This window comes from Achromobacter sp. 46006, assembly GCF_059761975.1.
Genome location: NZ_JCBANN010000004.1, coordinates 49,189 through 67,040, shown reverse-complemented (window position 1 = coordinate 67,040; position 17,852 = coordinate 49,189). Strand labels below are relative to the sequence as shown.

The following is a 17,852-nucleotide window of genomic DNA, read 5'->3' as shown; positions in this document are numbered from 1 at the left end:
GAAAAATACCTCACCCAAAAATAGAATGAGACTCAATATTATTTGAGGGTCTCATGCGTATCTCGCGCCTTTGTGCCAGTCTAATTCTAGTTATCCCCCTCGCAGCGTGGGCTGAATTACCTCTTACGGTGGAGAACCTGATCACCGACGCGGGGAAGCTCAGGATGGAATTATCGTTGGCCTACGCCAACACAGACCGCAATGGCATATCAATCGGCGAACCGATTATTGTCCAGACGGGGCCGACGTCATTCATCACCGTTCCCACGTCGCTCGGAGAGAGTCTCGGTAATAGCGACACCGTGGTTGGCACACTCGGTCTGCGATACGGTCTGACAACAGACACCGAGTTGTATGCCCGAATAAGCGGCCTCTCGTCAAACCAGCGCAATAGCGGTGTCGACGGCACAACCACCAGCAGCGAGTCGAAATTCGTCGATGCTTGGGTAGGCATCAACTATCAATTCAAACAAGATACCGACAGTCCTGCCGTACTCGGATTCGGGGAAATCGCTTTACGGGAAAAGCACCGGCAAGATAGCGCCAGCCTCAAGTCGGCCATGCTAGGCGTTACCGCCTACCACGCAATCGATCCAATCGTATTCTCATTGACGGCCGCGTACCAGTTCAACCAAGCCCGTGTAGACGGTTCTTACCGATACCGGCCAGGCAACTTGCTATTGCTCAACCCCTCGGTGGGCTTCGCCGTCAACGACCGCGTGACACTCACCACAGGCGCGCAATGGACGCACCGGCAGGCCGATCGGCTGGACGGTCATAACCAAGGCATCAATCGCACCGCAACCGATCTATTACTTGGCGTCGGTTACGGCCTGACAAGCGATAGCACACTGACCACCACCTTAAAGGCCAATGTATCGGGCCGTAGCGGTTCGGAGTTGCGAGCCAACTGGCTGTACACGTTTTGACCTTGACACGGTTGAAAAAAAGGCGGCAAGCCGCCCGAAAAGATTGCCGGTGACGCAAACACCGGCAATAGGTGCCTTGAGAGTCTATTTCAAGGCTTGTTGTAGTTCCTGTAGTTCCTAGAGAGTCTATATGAAACAGTTAACACGCATAGCACTAATGCTGACAACCGCCGGCCTGCTGTCCTCACAGGTATACGCCAGCGAACCGAGAATACCCGATCTCGATCGGCCGATGGCCGTTTTTAGTGCGACAGACATTAATGCAATGTTCGAACCATCGAATCGACCAATGCAGTTGACAGCATTGTCGCAGCAGGAAATGAAGGAGACCGAGGGCGCTTTTTGGCCTCTCCTCTATTACGCTCCCATGGCAACTGGCGCCCTTTATACGGCCTACCAAACTTCGGCCTACATGCCGCTCTATCACTTCTTTCATCCTATGCTCCACTGGCACGGGTGGCGTTAATCTGACTGCAATCTAAGAACGGCCGCCAGGCAACCTTAAAAGTTGTTCTGGCGACTCAGATCATTCCGACAACCCAAAAACATGCGCGACAAGATACTCAATTACCTGCGCTCCATAAAATGGAATGACCCCGGAACAGGCTCATTTATTTTTTGGCTTTCGCATCTCTTAATAATCGCATTCGCTGCCGTTCTGTGGGTAGCCATGACAATTGGTGATTGGCTATTTCCTTGAAAATCCCGACCGAAACACGATGCCGTGACAATCAATCATTGAATTGTTTCGCTTCAGTTGCCTGGACACCAACGCATCGGTAACTTGCCACTATTGCCACAACGTAACCCCAGCGTCCTGATAAACGTTGACAATCACGTTGCCTTTAGAAAATCGAGCCAATGATCGCATCTTCCCTCTCCCTCTTTGCCCTGAACGGACTGCCCTTCTCGCGGTTCGATTTCCCTCGCTGGCGATCCGCGCTAGTTATCACGCTCATCGGTTTGGCAGGCGGCTTGATTCCCGGCGTACCCGCAGAATCGAATTTGCCTGCGGTCCCCGCGTGGCTAACCCTGTGCGGGGCAATCATCTCAACCTGGGCCGCCTTTCTTATCATCGTCTGCGTACTGCGAACCTGGATGAAACGCGATGGCCGATGGGATGGCCAAGGCAATCTGTTCAACCTGGTGGCGACCTCTTGGCTGGTGGCCGACCTGCTCGGTATCGGCCTGACCGCCATGGGTGTCCCCCCGCTCCTTACGCTGCTGTTGTGGCTATATTCGGTGTGGGTCGGGGCCAATGCCCTCTCGAGCGCGATCCCCAAAGCCAGTATAGGCTACAGCATCGGCGGCATTGCGGTCGGGCTGATTCCAGCCATCTTGGTCACAATACTTGTGTATACGGCGCTTGGCGTCGTCCTGGCCATGTTGGGAATCGCTTTGCCGCTCCCGCCCCTCGTCGTCCCGGCGCAATGAATCAGACGTATTTCATCATGCCGCAGCTTCTCGTCGTTGCCGCGCTAGCAGCGGCCAACGCCATTGCGGCCGGCGCGTCGAGCGATGCCATTCCTCCCGGCCCGGTAGGCGTCCTGCTCCTGACCCACTCCAGCCATGGAATCGTTCCGGTAAGAAGCTGGAAACATCTGCGCGACGACCGGATAGTCAAGCAGGATCTGGACTACTCTTGCGGCGCCGCCTCTCTCGCCACGCTACTCGACAGCCACTATGGTCAGGCAGTCACCGAAGAACAACTTCTTAAGGCTATGAACAAGACCGATGGAAGAGCCAGCTTCGAGGACATGGCAAGCGCTCTCGCCCAGTTCGGCTTCAAGGCGCAAGGTTTTGCCGCGAGCTTCGATCAATTGGCCCGACTTAGAATGCCAGTCATCGTTTACATGAAGCACCGCAAGGACGACCACTTCAGCGTCTTGCGAGGCATCAACGGAGACACCGTATGGCTGGCGGACCCATCGTTGGGCAATCGTACATTCAGTCGTACACAGTTTGAATCCATGTGGAATGTGAGGGGAGAGGCGCTTTCAGGGAAATTCTTGGCGGTGTTACCGATTGACCCCGAGACGACTGCTGCGAACACTTTTTTTTCCAAGGCGCCTCGCCGTCAGACCGCCAATACGGTCAAGCAACTGACGATTCGCTCGATCCCCTAAAGCAAGCGAAAACACGCTCGCCACCGCGATCTTCGAAATCGGCGATGGCGAGCTGACGCTGCGGGTCTACGACCGCAAGCCGAAGGCGGACATCGTCCTGGATGTGATGAACGATCCGGACGACGCGACGCCCGATCCCGCCTGAACGGACTCGGACGCCGATGGTGGGCGGCGCTTACGCCGCGCCGTAGCCCCCGCCCCCCGGCGTTTCGACCACGAACACGTCGCCCGGATGCAACTGGGCGCTGTCCTGCGGACCGAGTTCCTGCACCGAACCGTCCAGCCGCTCGACGTAGTTGCGGCCCATCGCGCCCGGTTCGCCGCCGGCCAGGCCGAACGGCGCGTGCAGGCGGTTGTTGGACAGGATCGCGGCGGTCATGTCTTCCAGGAAGCGGATGCGGCGCACGCCGCCGTTGCCGCCCGGATAGCGCCCCGCCCCGCCCGAACCGTGGCGGATCTCGTACGACTCCAGCCGCACCGGGAAGCGGAACTCCAGCACTTCGGGGTCGGTGAGGCGCGAGTTGGTCATGTGCGCCTGCACCACCGAAGTGCCGGGGAAGCCTTCGTCGTGGGGACCGGCGGCATCGATGCGCACGGGACCGGCGCCGGTGCCGCCCGAGATGGTCTCGTAGTACTGGTGGCGCGCGTTGCCGAACGTGAAGTTGTTCATCGTGCCCTGGCTGGCGGCCAGCACGCCGAGCGCGCCGTACAGCGCGTTGACGATGCACATGGACGTTTCGACGTTGCCCGCCACCACCGAGGCCGGCGGGTTCGGGCGCAGCATCGAGCCTTCCGGCAGGATGATCGACAGCGGCACCAGGCAGCCGTCGTTCAGCGGGATGTCGTCGTTGACCAGGGTGCGGAACACGTACAGCACCGCGGCCACGGCGATGGCGCCCGGGGCGTTGAAGTTATTGTCCAGCTGGTCCGAGGTGCCGGTGAAGTCGACCACGGCGCTGCGCGCCTGGTTGTCCACCCGCACCGCGACGCGGATGACCGCGCCGTTGTCCAGCGGATACTCGTAGCTGCCGTCCTTGAGCACCGAGATCACGCGGCGCACCGCCTCTTCGGCGTTGTCCTGCACGTGGCCCATGTAGGCCCGCACCACGTCCAGGCCGAAGTGATCGCACATGCGCAGCAGTTCCTGCACGCCCTTTTCGTTGGCGGCGATCTGCGCGTGCATGTCGGCGATGTTCTGGTCCGGGTTGCGCGCCGGCCAGCGGCCCGAGCCGAGAATGTCGCGCGCGGCCTGCTCGCGGAACTCGCCGCCCTTGACCAACTGGAAGTTGGTGAACAGCACGCCTTCGTCTTCGACCGTCTTGGAATCCGGCGGCATCGAGCCCGGCGTGGTGCCGCCGATGTCGGCGTGGTGGCCGCGCGAACCGACGTAGAACAGGATTTCGCTGCCCTTGCGGTCGAACACCGGCGTGATCACCGTGACGTCCGGCAGGTGGGTGCCGCCGTGGTACGGGTCGTTGACCACGTAGGCGTCGCCCGGCTGCATGCGGCCGGCGTTGGCGTTCATCACGGTGCGCACCGACTCGCCCATGGAGCCCAGGTGCACCGGCATGTGCGGCGCGTTGGCGATCAGGCGGGCCTGGGCGTCGAAGATGGCGCAGGAGAAGTCCAGGCGTTCCTTGATGTTGACCGAGTACGCCGTGTTCTGCAGACGGTAGCCCATCTGCTCGGCGATCGACATGAACAGGTTGTTGAACACTTCCAGCATCACCGGATCGGCCTGGGTGCCGACGGCGCGGCGCTCGGGGCGGGCCTCGACGCGGCGGATCACGAAGTGATCCTGTTGCGTCAGCTCGGCCTGCCAGCCGGGCTCGACCACGGTGGTCTGGTTCGGCTCGGAGATGATGGCGGGACCCGCCACCAGGTCGCCGCCGGCCATGTCTTCACGCACGTACAACGGCGTGTCGCGCCAGGCGCCGCCGCTGTACATGCGCACGGTGCGGCGCGGCGCCAGCGCGCCATCGCGGCTGCGCGAGGCGGGCGTCTCGGTGACGCGCTCGCCGCCGCCGGTGGCTTCCACCGAGATGGTCTCCACCACCAGTTCGCGGTTGGGCATGAGGAAGGAATAGCGCTGGCGATAGGCCGCCTCGAAGTCCTTGCGGGCCTGGTCCAGGTCCGAATACGGCACTTCGAGCGCGGTGTCGGTGCCGCGGTACTTCAGGTGCAGGCGGCGCTGCACCTGGATGTCGCTGTCGGCCACATGCTGGCGGCGCAGTTCGCCCACGGCCTGCTCGGCCAGCGCGTCCAGTTCGCCTTGCAGCTCGGCCATCAGCGCGGCGTCGAGCGTTTTTTCGACGGTCTTCTGGCGCATGTCGGTCTGGTCGGCCAGGCCCATGCCGTAGGCCGACAGCACGCCGCCCAGCGGGTGCGCGAACACGGTGGTCATGCCAAGCGCGTCGGCCACCAGGCAGGCGTGCTGGCCGCCGGCGCCGCCGAACACGGTCAGCGCGTATTCGGTCACATCGTGGCCGCGCTGCACCGAGATGCGCTTGATGGCTTCGGCCATGTTGCCGACGGCGATTTCCAGGAAGCCTTCGGCCAGTTGTTCCGGCGTCATGTCGCGGCCGGTGGCGGCGCGGACCTCGTCGGCCATGGCCTGGAAGCGCTGCACGACCGCGTCGCGGTCCAGCGGCTCGTTGGCGTCGGGGCCGAAGACCTTGGGGAAGAAATCAGGCTGGATCTTGCCGAGCAGCACGTTGCAGTCGGTCACGGCCAGCGGGCCGCCGCGGCGGTAGCAGGCGGGACCGGGGTTGGCGCCGGCCGAATCCGGGCCGACGCGCAGGCGCGCGCCGTCGAAATGCAGGATCGAGCCGCCGCCGGCCGCGACCGTGTGGATGCTCATCATCGGGGCGCGCATGCGCACGCCGGCCACCAGGGTCTCGAACTCGCGCTCGAATTCGCCGGCGTAGTGCGACACGTCGGTGGAGGTGCCGCCCATGTCGAAGCCGATGATCTTGTCAAAACCCGCTTGTTCGCTGGTGCGCACCATGCCGACGATGCCGCCGGCCGGGCCGGACAGGATGGCGTCCTTGCCGCGGAAGCGGTGCGCGTCGGTCAGGCCGCCGCTGGACTGCATGAACATCAGGCGGATGCCGGGCAGCTCGCCAGCCACCTGGTCGACGTAGCGCTTGAGGATGGGCGACAGGTAGGCGTCGACCACCGTGGTGTCGCCGCGCGAGACGTACTTGATCAGCGGGCTGACCTCGTGCGAGGCCGAGACCTGGGTGAAGCCGATCTCGCGCGCGATGCGGGCGGCGCGCTGCTCGTGGCCGGTGGCGTGCCAGGCGTGCATGAAGACGATGGCGACGGTGCGGATGCCGTTGTCGTACGCCGCCTGCATGTCGCGGCGCAGCGCGGCTTCGTCCAGGTCGCGGATCACTTCACCATCGGCGGCCACGCGCTCGTCGGCCTCGACCACGGCTTCGTATAGCATTTCCGGCAGCAGCACGTTGCGGTCGAACAGGCGCGGACGGTTCTGGTAGGCGATGCGCAGGCCGTCGCGGAAGCCGCGGGTGGTCACCAGCAGCGTGCGTTCGCCCTTGCGCTCGAGCAGCGCGTTGGTGGCGACCGTGGTGCCCATCTTGACGCATTCGACCTGCTCGGCCGGCACCGGCTGGCCGGGCGCGATGCCCAGCAGCTTGCGGATGCCCGCCACCGCAGCATCGCGGTACTGCTCGGGGTTCTCCGACAGCATCTTCGCGGTGGTGGTGGTGCCGTCGGGGCGGCGCGCCACGATGTCGGTGAAGGTGCCCCCACGATCAATCCAGAATTGCCACTTCATAACTATCCTCGGGTACAAGAAGCCGCCACGGCGCTGCGGCCGCGGCGTGCGGGTGGTGGTACGGGAACGGTCCCGCGTATCGGTTACAGGGAAGTCGCGGCGCGCGCGGCCTGGTCGTACAGGCCGGACAGGGCGCGCAGCGTGTGCGCCAGCTGGCGGCTGAATTCCAGGCCGCCCCCGCCCGGCGCATCGAGGCCGGCGGTCAGGCATTGCTCGCGGATTTCGCCGTAGCGCTTGATGATGGCCGCGCCCTCGGGCGTGACGCTGTAGAACACTTCCTTGCTGGCGCGCTCGCCCTTGACCACACCCAGGCGGTCGAGCTTTTTCAGCGCGTAATTGACGATGTGCGTGTCCTCGACATTGAGCGTGAAGCAGATGTCGGCCAGCTTCTTGGGGCGCTGGCGATGGAACACGTGGTGAAACACCATGACGTCGGTGGGCGTCAGATCAGGCAGGCCGGCCGCCGCCATGCAGCGCACGGTCCAGCGGTCAAAGGCGTGGCTGGCGATCATCAGGCCGAATTCGACTTCGGACAGATCGGGCGCGCTGCCCCCGGCCAGGTGGGCCGATGAGGCGATCAACGTGGAGGTCATAACGGCCGCGCAACAAGTTTATCTGCTCGAAATACTAATAATTTATCTATATTTCATCAATAAAAAATAATCCAGGGACGCAAAAAAACCCTCGTTTCGAGGGAATACCCTAGGATTTCTCGAGTGTGGAGCCGTGGCCGCGCCCCTTCCGGAACGCGGCGCCGGAAGGCGGCTACGGAGCTTCCCAGCCCGCCGGCAGGTGGGCGCGGATCAATGACCCGGCGATGGAGATGCGCGCCGCGATCTCGGGCATCGGGTCGCCCGGGCCGAACCAACGCGCGTCGGCGATCTCGTCTTCCTGCACGCGGATGTCGCCCGACACATATTCGGCCGTGTAGGCCACCATCAGCGAATGCGGGAACGGCCACGACTGGCTGCCGAAGTACTTCAGGTTGCCGACCTTCAGGCCGACCTCTTCCAACACTTCGCGATGCACCGTCTGCTCGATGCTCTCGCCCGGCTCGACGAAGCCGGCCAGCGCCGTGTAGCGCCCCGCCGCATTGGCGGTGTGGCGCGCCAGCAGGATGCTGTCGCCCTTGCGGATCAGCACCATCATGGCGGGCGAGATGCGCGGATAGGCCGAGAAACCGCAGGCCGGGCAACGCTGGCAGAATTCGCCGCCGACGCGCTCGGTGGGCGTGCCGCAAGCGCCACAGAAACGGTGCGTGCGGGCCCATTCGGCGATCTGGTAGGCGCGCCCGGCGAGCGCCATGCGTTCCTCGTCCAGCACGCCGAACAGGGAACGCAACTTCTTGAATGCGTAGCCGCGCGGCGCCTCGATGCCGGGCTCGACATGGGCGGCGCGGGCCGGAGATTCGGGCCCGGCCCAGACCGGCTGCAAGGCCTCGGCCACGAGCCCGGCACGCACACAGGCATCCAGGTCAGGCAACACGCTGGTGGCTTCTTCGACCAGCAACTCGTCACGACGAAAAACGAAATTCACACGACCCTCTGCGACACAACGGCGATGGATAGATCTTAGAAGAAAAAGACGCGGACGCCACGCAGCGTCCGGCCAGTGGGCACACCATTTCAATCTTCAAGCAAATGGCCGGCGCCAGCCTAGGAATTACCCGTAAACGCGCCGTTCCAGGCACATCGTGACTGTCCGGCAACATAGAATGGCACGGCTTTTCCGCAACGCGGCATTCGGCGCCGCCCGCTTTTTCGCAATGTCTATCGGGCCCGTCCCGCACCCCTCATTCGCAAAGAAGGACCATCATGATCAAGAAGCTCTCGCTGTTGACCGGCTCCATCGTCCTGGCGTTCAGCGCCGGCGCCCAGGCCCAGACCAAGTGGGACCTGCCCAGCGCCTACCCCGCCAGCAACTTCCACGTCGAGAACCTGGCCGCCTTCGTCAAGGACGTCGACACCCTCTCGCAGGGCAAGCTCAAGATCACCCTGCACAACAACGCTTCGCTGTACAAGGCGCCGGAGATCAAGCGCGCGGTGCAAGGCAACCAGGCGCAGATCGGCGAAATCCTGCTGACCAACTTCGCCAACGAAGACCCGGTCTACGAACTGGACGGCCTGCCCTTCCTGGCCACCGGCTATGACGCGTCCTTCAAGCTCTACCAGGCGCAGAAGCCCTTCCTGGAGAAGAAGCTGAACTCTCAGGGCATGATGTTGCTGTACGCGGTGGCTTGGCCGCCCCAGGGCATCTTCGCCAACAAGAACATCAAGCAGATCAGCGACATGAAGGGCCTGAAGTGGCGCGCCTACAGCCCGGTGACGGCCAAGATCGCGGAACTGGTCGGCGCGCAACCCGTCACGGTGCAGCAGGCCGAACTGTCGCAGGCCCTGGCCACCGGCGTGATCGACTCGTACATGTCGTCGGCCTCGACCGGCTACGACACCAAGACGTACGAATACATCAAGAAGTTCTACGACACCCAGGCCTGGCTGCCCAAGAACGCCGTGATCGTCAACAAGAAGGCGTTCGACGCGCTCGACCCGGCCACGCAGGAAGCCCTGAAGAAGGCCGGCGCCCAGGCCGAGGAACGCGGCTGGAAGCTGTCGCAGGAAAAGAACAAGTGGTACCAGGAAGAACTGACCAAGAACGGCATGGAAATCATCAAGCCGACGGTCGAACTCAAGGAAGGCCTGTCGGTGATCGGCAAGCGCATGCTGGATGACTGGCTCAAGAAGGCCGGCGCCGATGGCCAGGCCATGATCGACGCCTACCGGAAGCAGTGATATCGCCATGCGCCGATTTCTGGATGGACTTTACGGCGCGGCCGGCCTGCTGGCCGGCCTGTGCACCATCGGCGTGCTGGTGGCGGTGCTGGCCGCGATCATCGCGCGCCAGCTCGGCCTGAACATACCCGGCACCGACGCTTATGCCGGGTATTTCATGGCCGCCGCCGGCTTCCTGGCGCTGGCCAGCACGTTCAAGCACGGCGAACACATTCGCGTCACGCTGTTGCTGAACGCGCTGTCGCCAGCGGGCAGCCGCCGCCTGGATATCTTCGCGCTGGTCGCGGGCACCCTGATGGCCGCCGCCTTCGCCTTCTTCAGCGTCAAGCTTGCCTACGACTCCTGGCAATACAACGACATTTCCACGTCCAACGACGCCACGCCGCTATGGATTCCACAGCTCAGCATGGCGCTGGGCACGGTCCTGTTCCTGGTCGCCCTGCTCGATGAGCTGGTTCGCCGTTCGCGCGGCCTGGCCGCCGCCAATTCGCAGCAAACCCATGAATGAACTTCTCGTCATTACCCTGCTGGTGATCTCGATCTTCGCGCTGCTGGGATGCGGCGTCTGGGTCGGGTTGACACTGGCCGGCACCGCCTGGATCGGCATGGAGATCTTCTCCAGCCGGCCGGCCGGCGATGCCATGGCCGTCACCATCTGGGGCGCCTCGTCCAGTTGGACGCTTACCGCCCTGCCGCTGTTCCTGTGGATGGGCGAAATCCTGTTCCGCACACGCTTGTCCGAAGACCTGTTCAAGGGCCTGGCGCCGTGGCTCAACCGTCTGCCGGGCCGGCTGCTGCACACCAACGTGATCGGTTGCGCCATCTTCGCCGCCGTGTCGGGCTCGTCCGCGGCCACCTGCGCCACGGTCGGCAAGATGACCATCCCCGAACTGACGCGCCGCGGCTACCCCGAGGAAAAAATCCTCGGCACGCTGTCGGGCGCGGGCACGCTGGGACTGTTGATCCCGCCCTCGATCATCATGATCGTCTACGGGGTGGCGGCGGACGTGTCCATCGCCAAGCTGTTCATCGCCGGTATCCTGCCTGGCCTGCTGCTGGCCCTGTTGTTCATGGGCTATATCGCCTGGTGGGCGGTGCGCAATCCGGACCAGGTGCCGGCGGCCGACCCGGGGCTGACGCTGAAGGAAAAGCTGGCGCGGTCGCGCCACCTGATCCCGGTCATGCTGCTGATCGGCGCTGTGCTCGGCTCGATTTACAGCGGCGTGGCGACCGCCACCGAGGCGGCGGCCGTGGGCGTGGTCGGGGCCTTGATCCTGTCGGGACTGCAGGGATCGCTCAGCCGCGCCACCTTCATGCAATCGCTGCTGGGCGCCACCCGGCTGTATTGCATGATCGCCCTGATCCTGGCGGGCGCGCAGTTCCTGACGCTGGCAATGGGCTACATCGGCCTGCCGCGGGCACTGGCCGAATGGATCGGCGGACTGGGCCTGTCGCAGTTCTGGCTGATCGTGGCGCTGATGGTGTTCTTCGTGGTGCTGGGATGCTTCCTGGACGGCATTTCCATCGTGGTGCTGACCATGGGCGTGCTGCTGCCGACCGTGCAGGCCGCCGGCATCGACTTGATCTGGTTCGGCATCTTCGTGGTGTTCGTTGTGGAAATGGCACAGATCACGCCGCCCGTCGGCTTCAACCTGTTCGTGCTGTCCGGCATGAGCGGACGCGAGCTGCCGTATATCGCACGCGCCTCGATGCCCATGTTCCTGTTGATGATCGTGGCGGTGCTGCTGCTGTACCTGGTGCCGGGCATCGCGACCTGGCTGCCCTTGCACATGACGCTCTGAGGCCATGGCCCTCCCCCAAGAACCCCGTTCCCGCAACGGGGTTTTTTTTGCCTGCCGCGGCGCTCGTGCGAGCCGGACCTTTTTTGCGGTTCTGTAAACCCAGGGAAAACGCGAAAAGGAGAACCCCCCACTACAAGCCGTAACTTTTCTAGAATCCCCCTGGCGTTCCATCGCGCACCAATGTGGCGCATGGAACCCACCAATGGGCCTACGCTCCGGACCCGCGCCAACCCTGGCGTCGGTGCTGCGGCCCAGCGCCCGGCGAACCGCCAGGCGCGCCTCCCCCCGGGCCACAAGTCCGGTTCACGCTGAAAAATAACCATTAGGAGAAGCCTTCGTGAAACGCATCACCCTTACGCTTGCCGCCGCCGGCCTCGGCCTGGCCGCTGGCGCCGCCAGCGCTGAAACCAGCGTCACCCTGTACGGCATCGCCGACGTCAGCATGCGCTACGTCAACACCAGCTCGGGTTCGACCGGCGTGGACGGCAGCCGCGTCTCGATGGAAAACGGCGCCATCTCCAACAGCCGCTGGGGCCTGCGCGGCTCGGAAGACCTGGGCGACGGCAACCGCGCCTTCTTCCGCCTGGAGCAAGGCTTCAACGTGCAGAACGGCAAAGCGTCCGACACCAGCAAGACCTTCAACCGCCTGGCCTACGTCGGCCTGGACGGCGGCAGCATCGGCGCGCTGACCCTGGGCCTGCAGAACACGGTGATCCAGGACCTGATGGCGGACTACTTCGATCCGCTGACCGTCGGCAACTATGCGGAGAACTCGTGGCTGCCCGCCGCCATGGGTCGCGTGCGCAACAACAATACCTTCCGCTATTCGAACACGATCGGCGACCTCGCCGTGATCGCCTCCTGGGCCAACGGCGACAAGTGGTCGGACCGCAAGGCCGGCCAGCAGATGGGCATCAGCCTGCGCTACACGGTCGGCCAGTTGGGCCTGGGCGGCGCCTTCATGAAGACCTACGAAGGCGATAACTCCGACCTGCGTCAGCAAGTTTGGAACCTGAGCGCCTCGTATCAGTTCGACAGCGCCAAGGTGTTCGCCGGCTACTTCAACGGCAAGGACCAGACCGGCTGGGTCAACATGATCATGGGCGGCACCACCACCGCGAAGCTCGACCGCAAGGACAACGGCTACTTCGCCGGCGTGACCTGGCAGGCCACCCCGCGCTGGGCCATCACTGGCGCCGCCTACTACGACCAGAGCAAGAACATCGTGGAAGACGGCGACAAGGGCAAGCGCTACGCCCTGGTGGCCGTGGCCGAGTACGCGCTGTCCAAGCGCACCCAGGTGTACGGCACCGTGGATTACAACAAGGTGCGCGACGCCGTCACCGGGGAAATCGCCGGCCGCACCAGCCAGGTCGGCGCCGGCATGGGCATCCGCCACATTTTCTGAGTCTCGCGCCGCGCACGGCCCGCTGGCCTTACATGACCGCCATGCGGCTGTTGACCAGGTCCGTGACCAGCATGTGGCCGGGCGCGTGCGTGATGCAGAAATCGGGGCGCACGGCCGCCACGACCGACTGCGGCGTAACGCCGCAGGCCCAGAACACGGGGATCTCGCCCGGCCGGATTTCGACGGCATCGCCGTAGTCCGGCCGATCGATATCGGCGATGCCGATCAGCGCCGGATCGCCCAGGTGGACCGGCGCGCCGTGCACCGACGGAAAGCGCGACGTCACCTGGATGGCGCGGATGGCGTCGGCGGCCTTCAAGGGGCGCATCGACACCACCAGCGGGCCGCCAAACACGCCGGCGGCCTGCGTCGGGATGTTGGTGCGGTACATGGGCACGTTGCAGCCTTGCTCGATATGACGCACCGGCAGCCCGTTGTCCAGCATGGCCTCCTCGAACGAAAACGAGCAACCGATCAGGAACGACACCAGATCGTCGCGCCAGATATCGCGCACGTCGGTCGGCTCGGCCACCAGTTCGCCGTTCTGCCAGACGCGATAGCGCGGGATATCGGTGCGAATGTCGATGTCCTGTCCCAGTTCTGGCAAGGCCGGATCGCCGGGCTCGGACATTGCCAGCAAGGGGCAAGGCTTGGGATTGCGCTGGCAGAAATGCAGGAAATCCGCCGCCAGCGCGCGCGGCAGGATCGCCAGGTTGGCCTGCACGTGGCCGGGCGCGAGATTGGCCGTGGGGCCGGTCAGCTTACCGCTGCGCGCATCGAGCCGCGCCTGCCGCGCCAGCGCCACGCTGGCGCGCGCCACCGGGTTGAGAACCATGTCAATGTCCTTCTTGAAAAAACGGGGCCCGCGCAACGCGGGCCCGCAACCGCGTCAGGCCGCCAGCAATTCCTCGACCGCCAGGCCGATGGCCAGGATGCGGCGGTCGGCGCCATTGCTGCCCGCGATCATCAGGCCGACCGGCCCGGTGCCCGGGGCTTGGCACGGCAGCGACAGCGCGCAGCCATCGAGGAAGTTGATGAGGGTCGGGTTGCGCAGGATCAGGCCGTTGGCGGCGTAGTAGGCCTCGTCAGACCCTTCCAGGTCGGCCACGGCCGGCGCCACGATCGGCGTGGTCGGCAGGATCAGGGCGTCGTAGGCGGCAATGCGGCGATCGACCGCGGCCACCCACGCTTCGCGCGCATCCAGCAGGTCGAGGTAGTCGGCGGCGCTCATGTCCTTGCCGCGCAGGATGCGCGAGACCACGCGCGGGTCGTAGCGCTTGCCGGCGCGGGCGATCAGGTCGCGGTGCCAGGCCCAGGCCTCGGCGGCGGTGAAGCCGCCCTTGGCGTTGATGTTGCCCAGCTCGGCGAATTCGGGGATGGCGATCTCGTCGACCAGGGCGCCGGCCTGCCGCAGGCGCGCCACGGCCTGGGCGAAGGTGTCTGACACATGCTTGTCCATGCCGTCCAGCGCCAGCGTCCTGGGCACCGCCAGGCGCAGGCCGCGCAGCGGCAGCGCTTCGGGGACCGGCCCGCCCTCGCCCGACAGGATGGCGTCGAGTTCGGCGCAGCAGCGCACGCTGGCGGCGATGGGGCCGATGGAATCCAGGTTGGCCGACAGTGGCAGCACGCCTTCCATCGACACGCGCCAGGCACTGGGCTTGAAGCCGGTCAGGCCGCACAGCGCAGCCGGAATGCGCACCGAACCGCCCGTGTCCGAGCCGATGGCGGCCACCGCCATGGCGTCGGCCACCGAGACCGCCGCGCCCGACGAGGAGCCGCCGGGAATGCGGCCAGTGGCGCGGTCCCAGGGGTTCAGCGGCGTGCCGTAGTGGGGGTTGATGCCCAGGCCCGAATAGGCGAACTCGGTCATGTTGGTGCGGCCGACGATCACGGCCCCGGCCGCGATCAGGCGTTGCACCACTTCGGCGTTGGCGTCGGCCGCGGGCTCGCCCTCGCGCGCCACCGAGCCAGCCATGGTGGTTTCGCCTTCGACGTCGAACAGATCCTTGATGCTGATCGGCAGGCCCTCGATGGCCGAACGGACAATGCCGGCGGCGCGCAGGGTATCCGAGGCCCGCGCCTGGGCCAGCGCCGAGTCGGCGTACAGCCGGGTGAAGGCGCGCGCGCCCTCGCCCGCCGGATCGGCGGCCCGCGCCAGCGCGGCTTCGGTCAGTTCAACGGAGGTGGTGCGGCCGTCGTTCAGGGCGGCGGTCAGGTCGTTCAGGGTCGGGTACATACGGTTCCAGGTGCCGCCAGGCGGCGCAAGAGAGGCATGGATGGGCGCGCCCTGCGCGGGGCGCGCCGTGGCGATCAGGCGATCCGCCGGCGCTCAGGCCACCACCGGCAGGATCTCGACATGATAGCGGTGGCGCAGGCTGCGCTGGCGGCGCGGGTCGTACAGCTCCATGCTGAATTCCGCCGACGGCCGGATGCCGCCGATGGCGCCCACCGTGCCGCAGGTCATGCCCGCGCCCTCGGGCAGCACCGAGGCGCCGCCGGTATAACCGGCGATCAGTTCCTGGGGCGTGCGCAGCGACGACAGCGGGCCTTCCTGGTACAGCACTTCGACACCGTTCTCGACGATATGCGAGCGAATCACCAGCTCGTCCCAGTAGTCGGCCACGTCGGCCAGGCGCCAGGCCGAAGACGCCACCGGTTTGACGCAGACCTGCTTGGACATGGCCACGCTGACCGTCTCGAGCTTGCGGTCGGTGTGGTCCGAAGCGATGCTGACGTACATCTCGCCGCCAGCGGTGAACACGAAGGTTTCGACTTCACCCGAGGAATCGCCGCCCACGGCCTGCACCCGCGCGGCCTGGGTCAGTTGGTTATCGGCGATGCGGTAATACAGCGGCACGCTGCTGGGACGCGGCACGCCGATGGCGGCCAGTTCCTCGATATGGTGTTCGATGGCGGCGATATCGCGGCCGGCCCAACCGGCCACGATCAGGGTGTTGAAATCCACCTCGACCTGGCGGGGGGAATCGGCTTCGATCTGGAATACGGCTTTCATGAAAAAATCCTGCGGAGGAAAACGGGGAAATGGACGCGGCCCGGGCCGCGCCCGCAACGGTTGCGAACGCGGCGCCCTAGCCAAACACGCGCGGCAGCCACAGGGCCAGGTCGGGCCACCATGCCAACAGCGCGAGCATCAGGAACATGGACAGCACGAACGGCAGGCTGCCAACGATCACGGCGCTCATCGAGCCGCTCTTGCGCAGGCTCTGCACCACGAACAGGTTCAACCCGACCGGCGGCGTGATCAATGCGGCCTCGACCAGGATGATGATGACGATGCCCAGCCAGATCGGGTCGTAGCCCAGCGCGATCATGATGGGCGCGACGATGGGGATGGTCGTGATCATCATCGACAGCGTCTCCATGAAGCAGCCCAGCACCAGGTAGAACACGATCACGATCAGCAGCATCCAGCCGGGCGACAGGCCCAGTCCGGTGATGGACTGCGTCAGCGCGTCGGTCAGGCCGGTGGCCGACATGATGAAGTTCAGGAAGCTCGCGGCCACCACGATCAGCATGATCATCGCGGTCGAGCGCATGGTGCCTTCGATGGCCTCGCGCAGCATGGTCCAGGTCAGGCGGCGGAACCATGCGGCCAGGATCAACGCACCCAGCACGCCCAGCGCGGCGGCTTCGGTCGGCGTGGCCAGGCCGGCGTAGATCGAGCCCACCACCAGCAGGAAGATGCCCATGGGCGGCGCCAGGTGCACCAGGCTGGCCAAGCGCTGGCCCCAGGTCGCCTGGATCTTCTTGCCCCCCCAGGCCGGCCTGGCCACACACGCGACCACCACCATCAGCATGAACAGCGCCGCCATGGCGAAGCCGGGAATGATGCCGGCCAGATACAGCTTGGGCACCGACGAGTTGGTCAGCACGCCGTAGATCACCAGGTTGATCGACGGCGGAATCAGGATGCCGAGCGTGCCGCCGGCGGCCAGGCTGCCCAGGAACAGCGGTTCGTTGTAGCCGTACTTGCGGATCTGCGGAATCGCCACCGTGCCGACCGTGGCGGCGGTCGCCACGCTGGAGCCGGACGTAGCCGAGAACAGCGTCGAGGCGCCGATGTTGGCATGCATCAGGCCGCCCGGCAGCCACGACAGCCACAGGCTCATGGCGCCGTACATGCGTTCGGCGAAGCCGGCCCGCAGCAGCACCTCGCCCAGCATGATGAACAAGGGGATGGCGACCAGCAGGAATTCGTTGTTGGTGCTCCAGGATATCTCGCCGATCGCGCGCGACAGCGGCAACATCGAGAACATCGGATCCAGGATCAGGCCCAGCACCCCGAGGGCGGCGCCCACCGGGATCGACAGGCCGATCAGGACCAGCAACAGCGTCAGGGCGGTGGCGATCATGATGCGGCTCCCTTGACCATGCGCTCACCCGCGGCGGCTTCTTCCTCTGCCTCTTCCTGCGCCGAACGCACGCCACAGATTTCCTTGATCAGCGCGATATCGCCCGTCACCAGTGCGGCCGAGGCGCGCGCCAGCATCAGGGCCACGGTGATGCACATCCAGGCCAGGCCCAGCAGCCACAGGCCCTGCGGAATCCACAGCGGGGTGGCCAGCGGCGTATTGGCCGTGGACTTCTGCGCCCACGACATCTGCACCACTTCATAGGCGTAGTAGGTCACGAACACCATGAAGACCGCCAGGGCCACCATGGAAAGCCAGTCGAGCACGGCCGAGACGCGCACCGGCAGTTTCTGGTAGAGCACATCCACCCGCACATTGGCGCGCTGCAACGTGGCGAATGCCAGCGCCCACGAGGTGCTGATCGCGAAGGCATAGCTGGACAGCTCGTCCGCGCCGCCGGTGTTGAAACCCAGGAACTTGCGCGCCAGCACATCGAAGGAAATGAGCAGCACGCTGGCGATGGTCAGCGCGCCGCCCGCCCACACCGCCACGCGCGAGAACGTCTCGGCGCGCCGCAGCAGCCCGCCCAGCAGGCGGAAGTGTTCGGATCGGGTCATTGGGAAAAC

General features: G+C 65.0%; 16 protein-coding genes. 8 read left to right on the top strand and 8 right to left on the bottom strand.

Features of this window, described 5'->3' with window-relative positions; genetic code table 11:
* Positions 1-128: 128 nt before the first annotated feature.
* The 4 genes from AC6LKG_RS03560 (at position 129) to AC6LKG_RS03545 (ending at position 3,055) form a co-directional block, all read left to right on the top strand.
* Positions 129-929, top strand: coding sequence for a hypothetical protein (locus AC6LKG_RS03560; protein ID WP_498162770.1), 801 nt, complete (start codon positions 129-131; stop codon positions 927-929).
* A gap of 157 nt (positions 930-1,086) precedes the next feature.
* Positions 1,087-1,395 carry a hypothetical protein gene (locus AC6LKG_RS03555; protein WP_498162769.1) on the top strand — a complete coding sequence of 103 codons (309 nt, stop codon included), beginning with the start codon at positions 1,087-1,089 and terminating at the stop codon, positions 1,393-1,395.
* 395 nt (positions 1,396-1,790) lie between these two features.
* A complete protein-coding gene (locus tag AC6LKG_RS03550; protein ID WP_498162767.1) occupies positions 1,791-2,363 on the top strand; it encodes a hypothetical protein in 573 nt (190 codons plus the stop codon).
* A gap of 17 nt (positions 2,364-2,380) precedes the next feature.
* Positions 2,381-3,055 (top strand): C39 family peptidase, encoded by a 675-nt coding sequence (locus tag AC6LKG_RS03545; RefSeq protein WP_498162766.1) that lies wholly within the window; start codon positions 2,381-2,383, stop codon positions 3,053-3,055.
* 175 nt (positions 3,056-3,230) lie between these two features.
* On the opposite strand, the gene AC6LKG_RS03540 is transcribed toward AC6LKG_RS03545, so the two are convergent.
* The 3 genes from AC6LKG_RS03540 to nudC form a co-directional block, all read right to left on the bottom strand.
* Positions 3,231-6,854 carry a hydantoinase B/oxoprolinase family protein gene (locus AC6LKG_RS03540; RefSeq protein ID WP_498162764.1) on the bottom strand — a complete coding sequence of 1,208 codons (3,624 nt, stop codon included), beginning with the start codon at positions 6,852-6,854 and terminating at the stop codon, positions 3,231-3,233.
* An 83-nt stretch (positions 6,855-6,937) separates the two neighbouring features.
* Positions 6,938-7,447 (bottom strand): winged helix DNA-binding protein, encoded by a 510-nt coding sequence (locus tag AC6LKG_RS03535; RefSeq protein ID WP_006388202.1) that lies wholly within the window; start codon positions 7,445-7,447, stop codon positions 6,938-6,940.
* A 172-nt stretch (positions 7,448-7,619) separates the two neighbouring features.
* A complete protein-coding gene (gene nudC, locus AC6LKG_RS03530) occupies positions 7,620-8,390 on the bottom strand; it encodes an NAD(+) diphosphatase (protein WP_498162762.1) in 771 nt (256 codons plus the stop codon).
* 278 nt (positions 8,391-8,668) lie between these two features.
* Between nudC and AC6LKG_RS03525 the strand changes: the two genes are divergently transcribed.
* The 4 genes from AC6LKG_RS03525 to AC6LKG_RS03510 all read left to right on the top strand — a co-directional run bounded on the left by AC6LKG_RS03525 (position 8,669) and on the right by AC6LKG_RS03510 (position 12,853).
* Positions 8,669-9,643 (top strand): TRAP transporter substrate-binding protein, encoded by a 975-nt coding sequence (locus AC6LKG_RS03525; protein WP_498162761.1) that lies wholly within the window; start codon positions 8,669-8,671, stop codon positions 9,641-9,643.
* 7 nt (positions 9,644-9,650) lie between these two features.
* Entirely contained in the window at positions 9,651-10,151 is a 501-nt protein-coding gene (locus tag AC6LKG_RS03520; protein ID WP_498162759.1) for a TRAP transporter small permease, read from the top strand.
* Complete coding sequence (locus AC6LKG_RS03515) at positions 10,144-11,445, top strand: TRAP transporter large permease (protein WP_498162757.1); 1,302 nt, start codon at positions 10,144-10,146, stop codon at positions 11,443-11,445. Before AC6LKG_RS03520 ends, AC6LKG_RS03515 begins: the two co-directional genes overlap by 8 nt.
* A 337-nt stretch (positions 11,446-11,782) precedes the next feature.
* Positions 11,783-12,853: a porin gene (locus AC6LKG_RS03510; RefSeq protein WP_498162755.1), complete on the top strand. Its 1,071-nt coding sequence runs from the start codon at positions 11,783-11,785 to the stop codon at positions 12,851-12,853.
* 28 nt (positions 12,854-12,881) lie between these two features.
* On the opposite strand, the gene AC6LKG_RS03505 is transcribed toward AC6LKG_RS03510, so the two are convergent.
* The 5 genes from AC6LKG_RS03505 to AC6LKG_RS03485 all read right to left on the bottom strand — a co-directional run bounded on the left by AC6LKG_RS03505 (position 12,882) and on the right by AC6LKG_RS03485 (position 17,843).
* On the bottom strand, positions 12,882-13,688 hold the full coding sequence (locus AC6LKG_RS03505; protein ID WP_498162753.1) for a putative hydro-lyase: 807 nt from the start codon (positions 13,686-13,688) through the stop codon (positions 12,882-12,884).
* A gap of 54 nt (positions 13,689-13,742) precedes the next feature.
* Positions 13,743-15,089, bottom strand: a complete 1,347-nt coding sequence (locus AC6LKG_RS03500) for an amidase (RefSeq protein ID WP_498162752.1) — start codon at positions 15,087-15,089, stop codon at positions 13,743-13,745.
* 93 nt (positions 15,090-15,182) lie between these two features.
* Complete coding sequence (locus AC6LKG_RS03495; protein WP_498162750.1) at positions 15,183-15,866, bottom strand: DUF2848 domain-containing protein; 684 nt, start codon at positions 15,864-15,866, stop codon at positions 15,183-15,185.
* A 76-nt stretch (positions 15,867-15,942) separates the two neighbouring features.
* A complete protein-coding gene (locus tag AC6LKG_RS03490; protein WP_498162748.1) occupies positions 15,943-17,226 on the bottom strand; it encodes a TRAP transporter large permease in 1,284 nt (427 codons plus the stop codon).
* Positions 17,223-17,843 (bottom strand): TRAP transporter small permease subunit, encoded by a 621-nt coding sequence (locus AC6LKG_RS03485; protein WP_498162746.1) that lies wholly within the window; start codon positions 17,841-17,843, stop codon positions 17,223-17,225. The genes AC6LKG_RS03490 and AC6LKG_RS03485 overlap by 4 nt, the downstream gene beginning before the upstream one ends.
* Positions 17,844-17,852 lie beyond the last annotated feature (9 nt).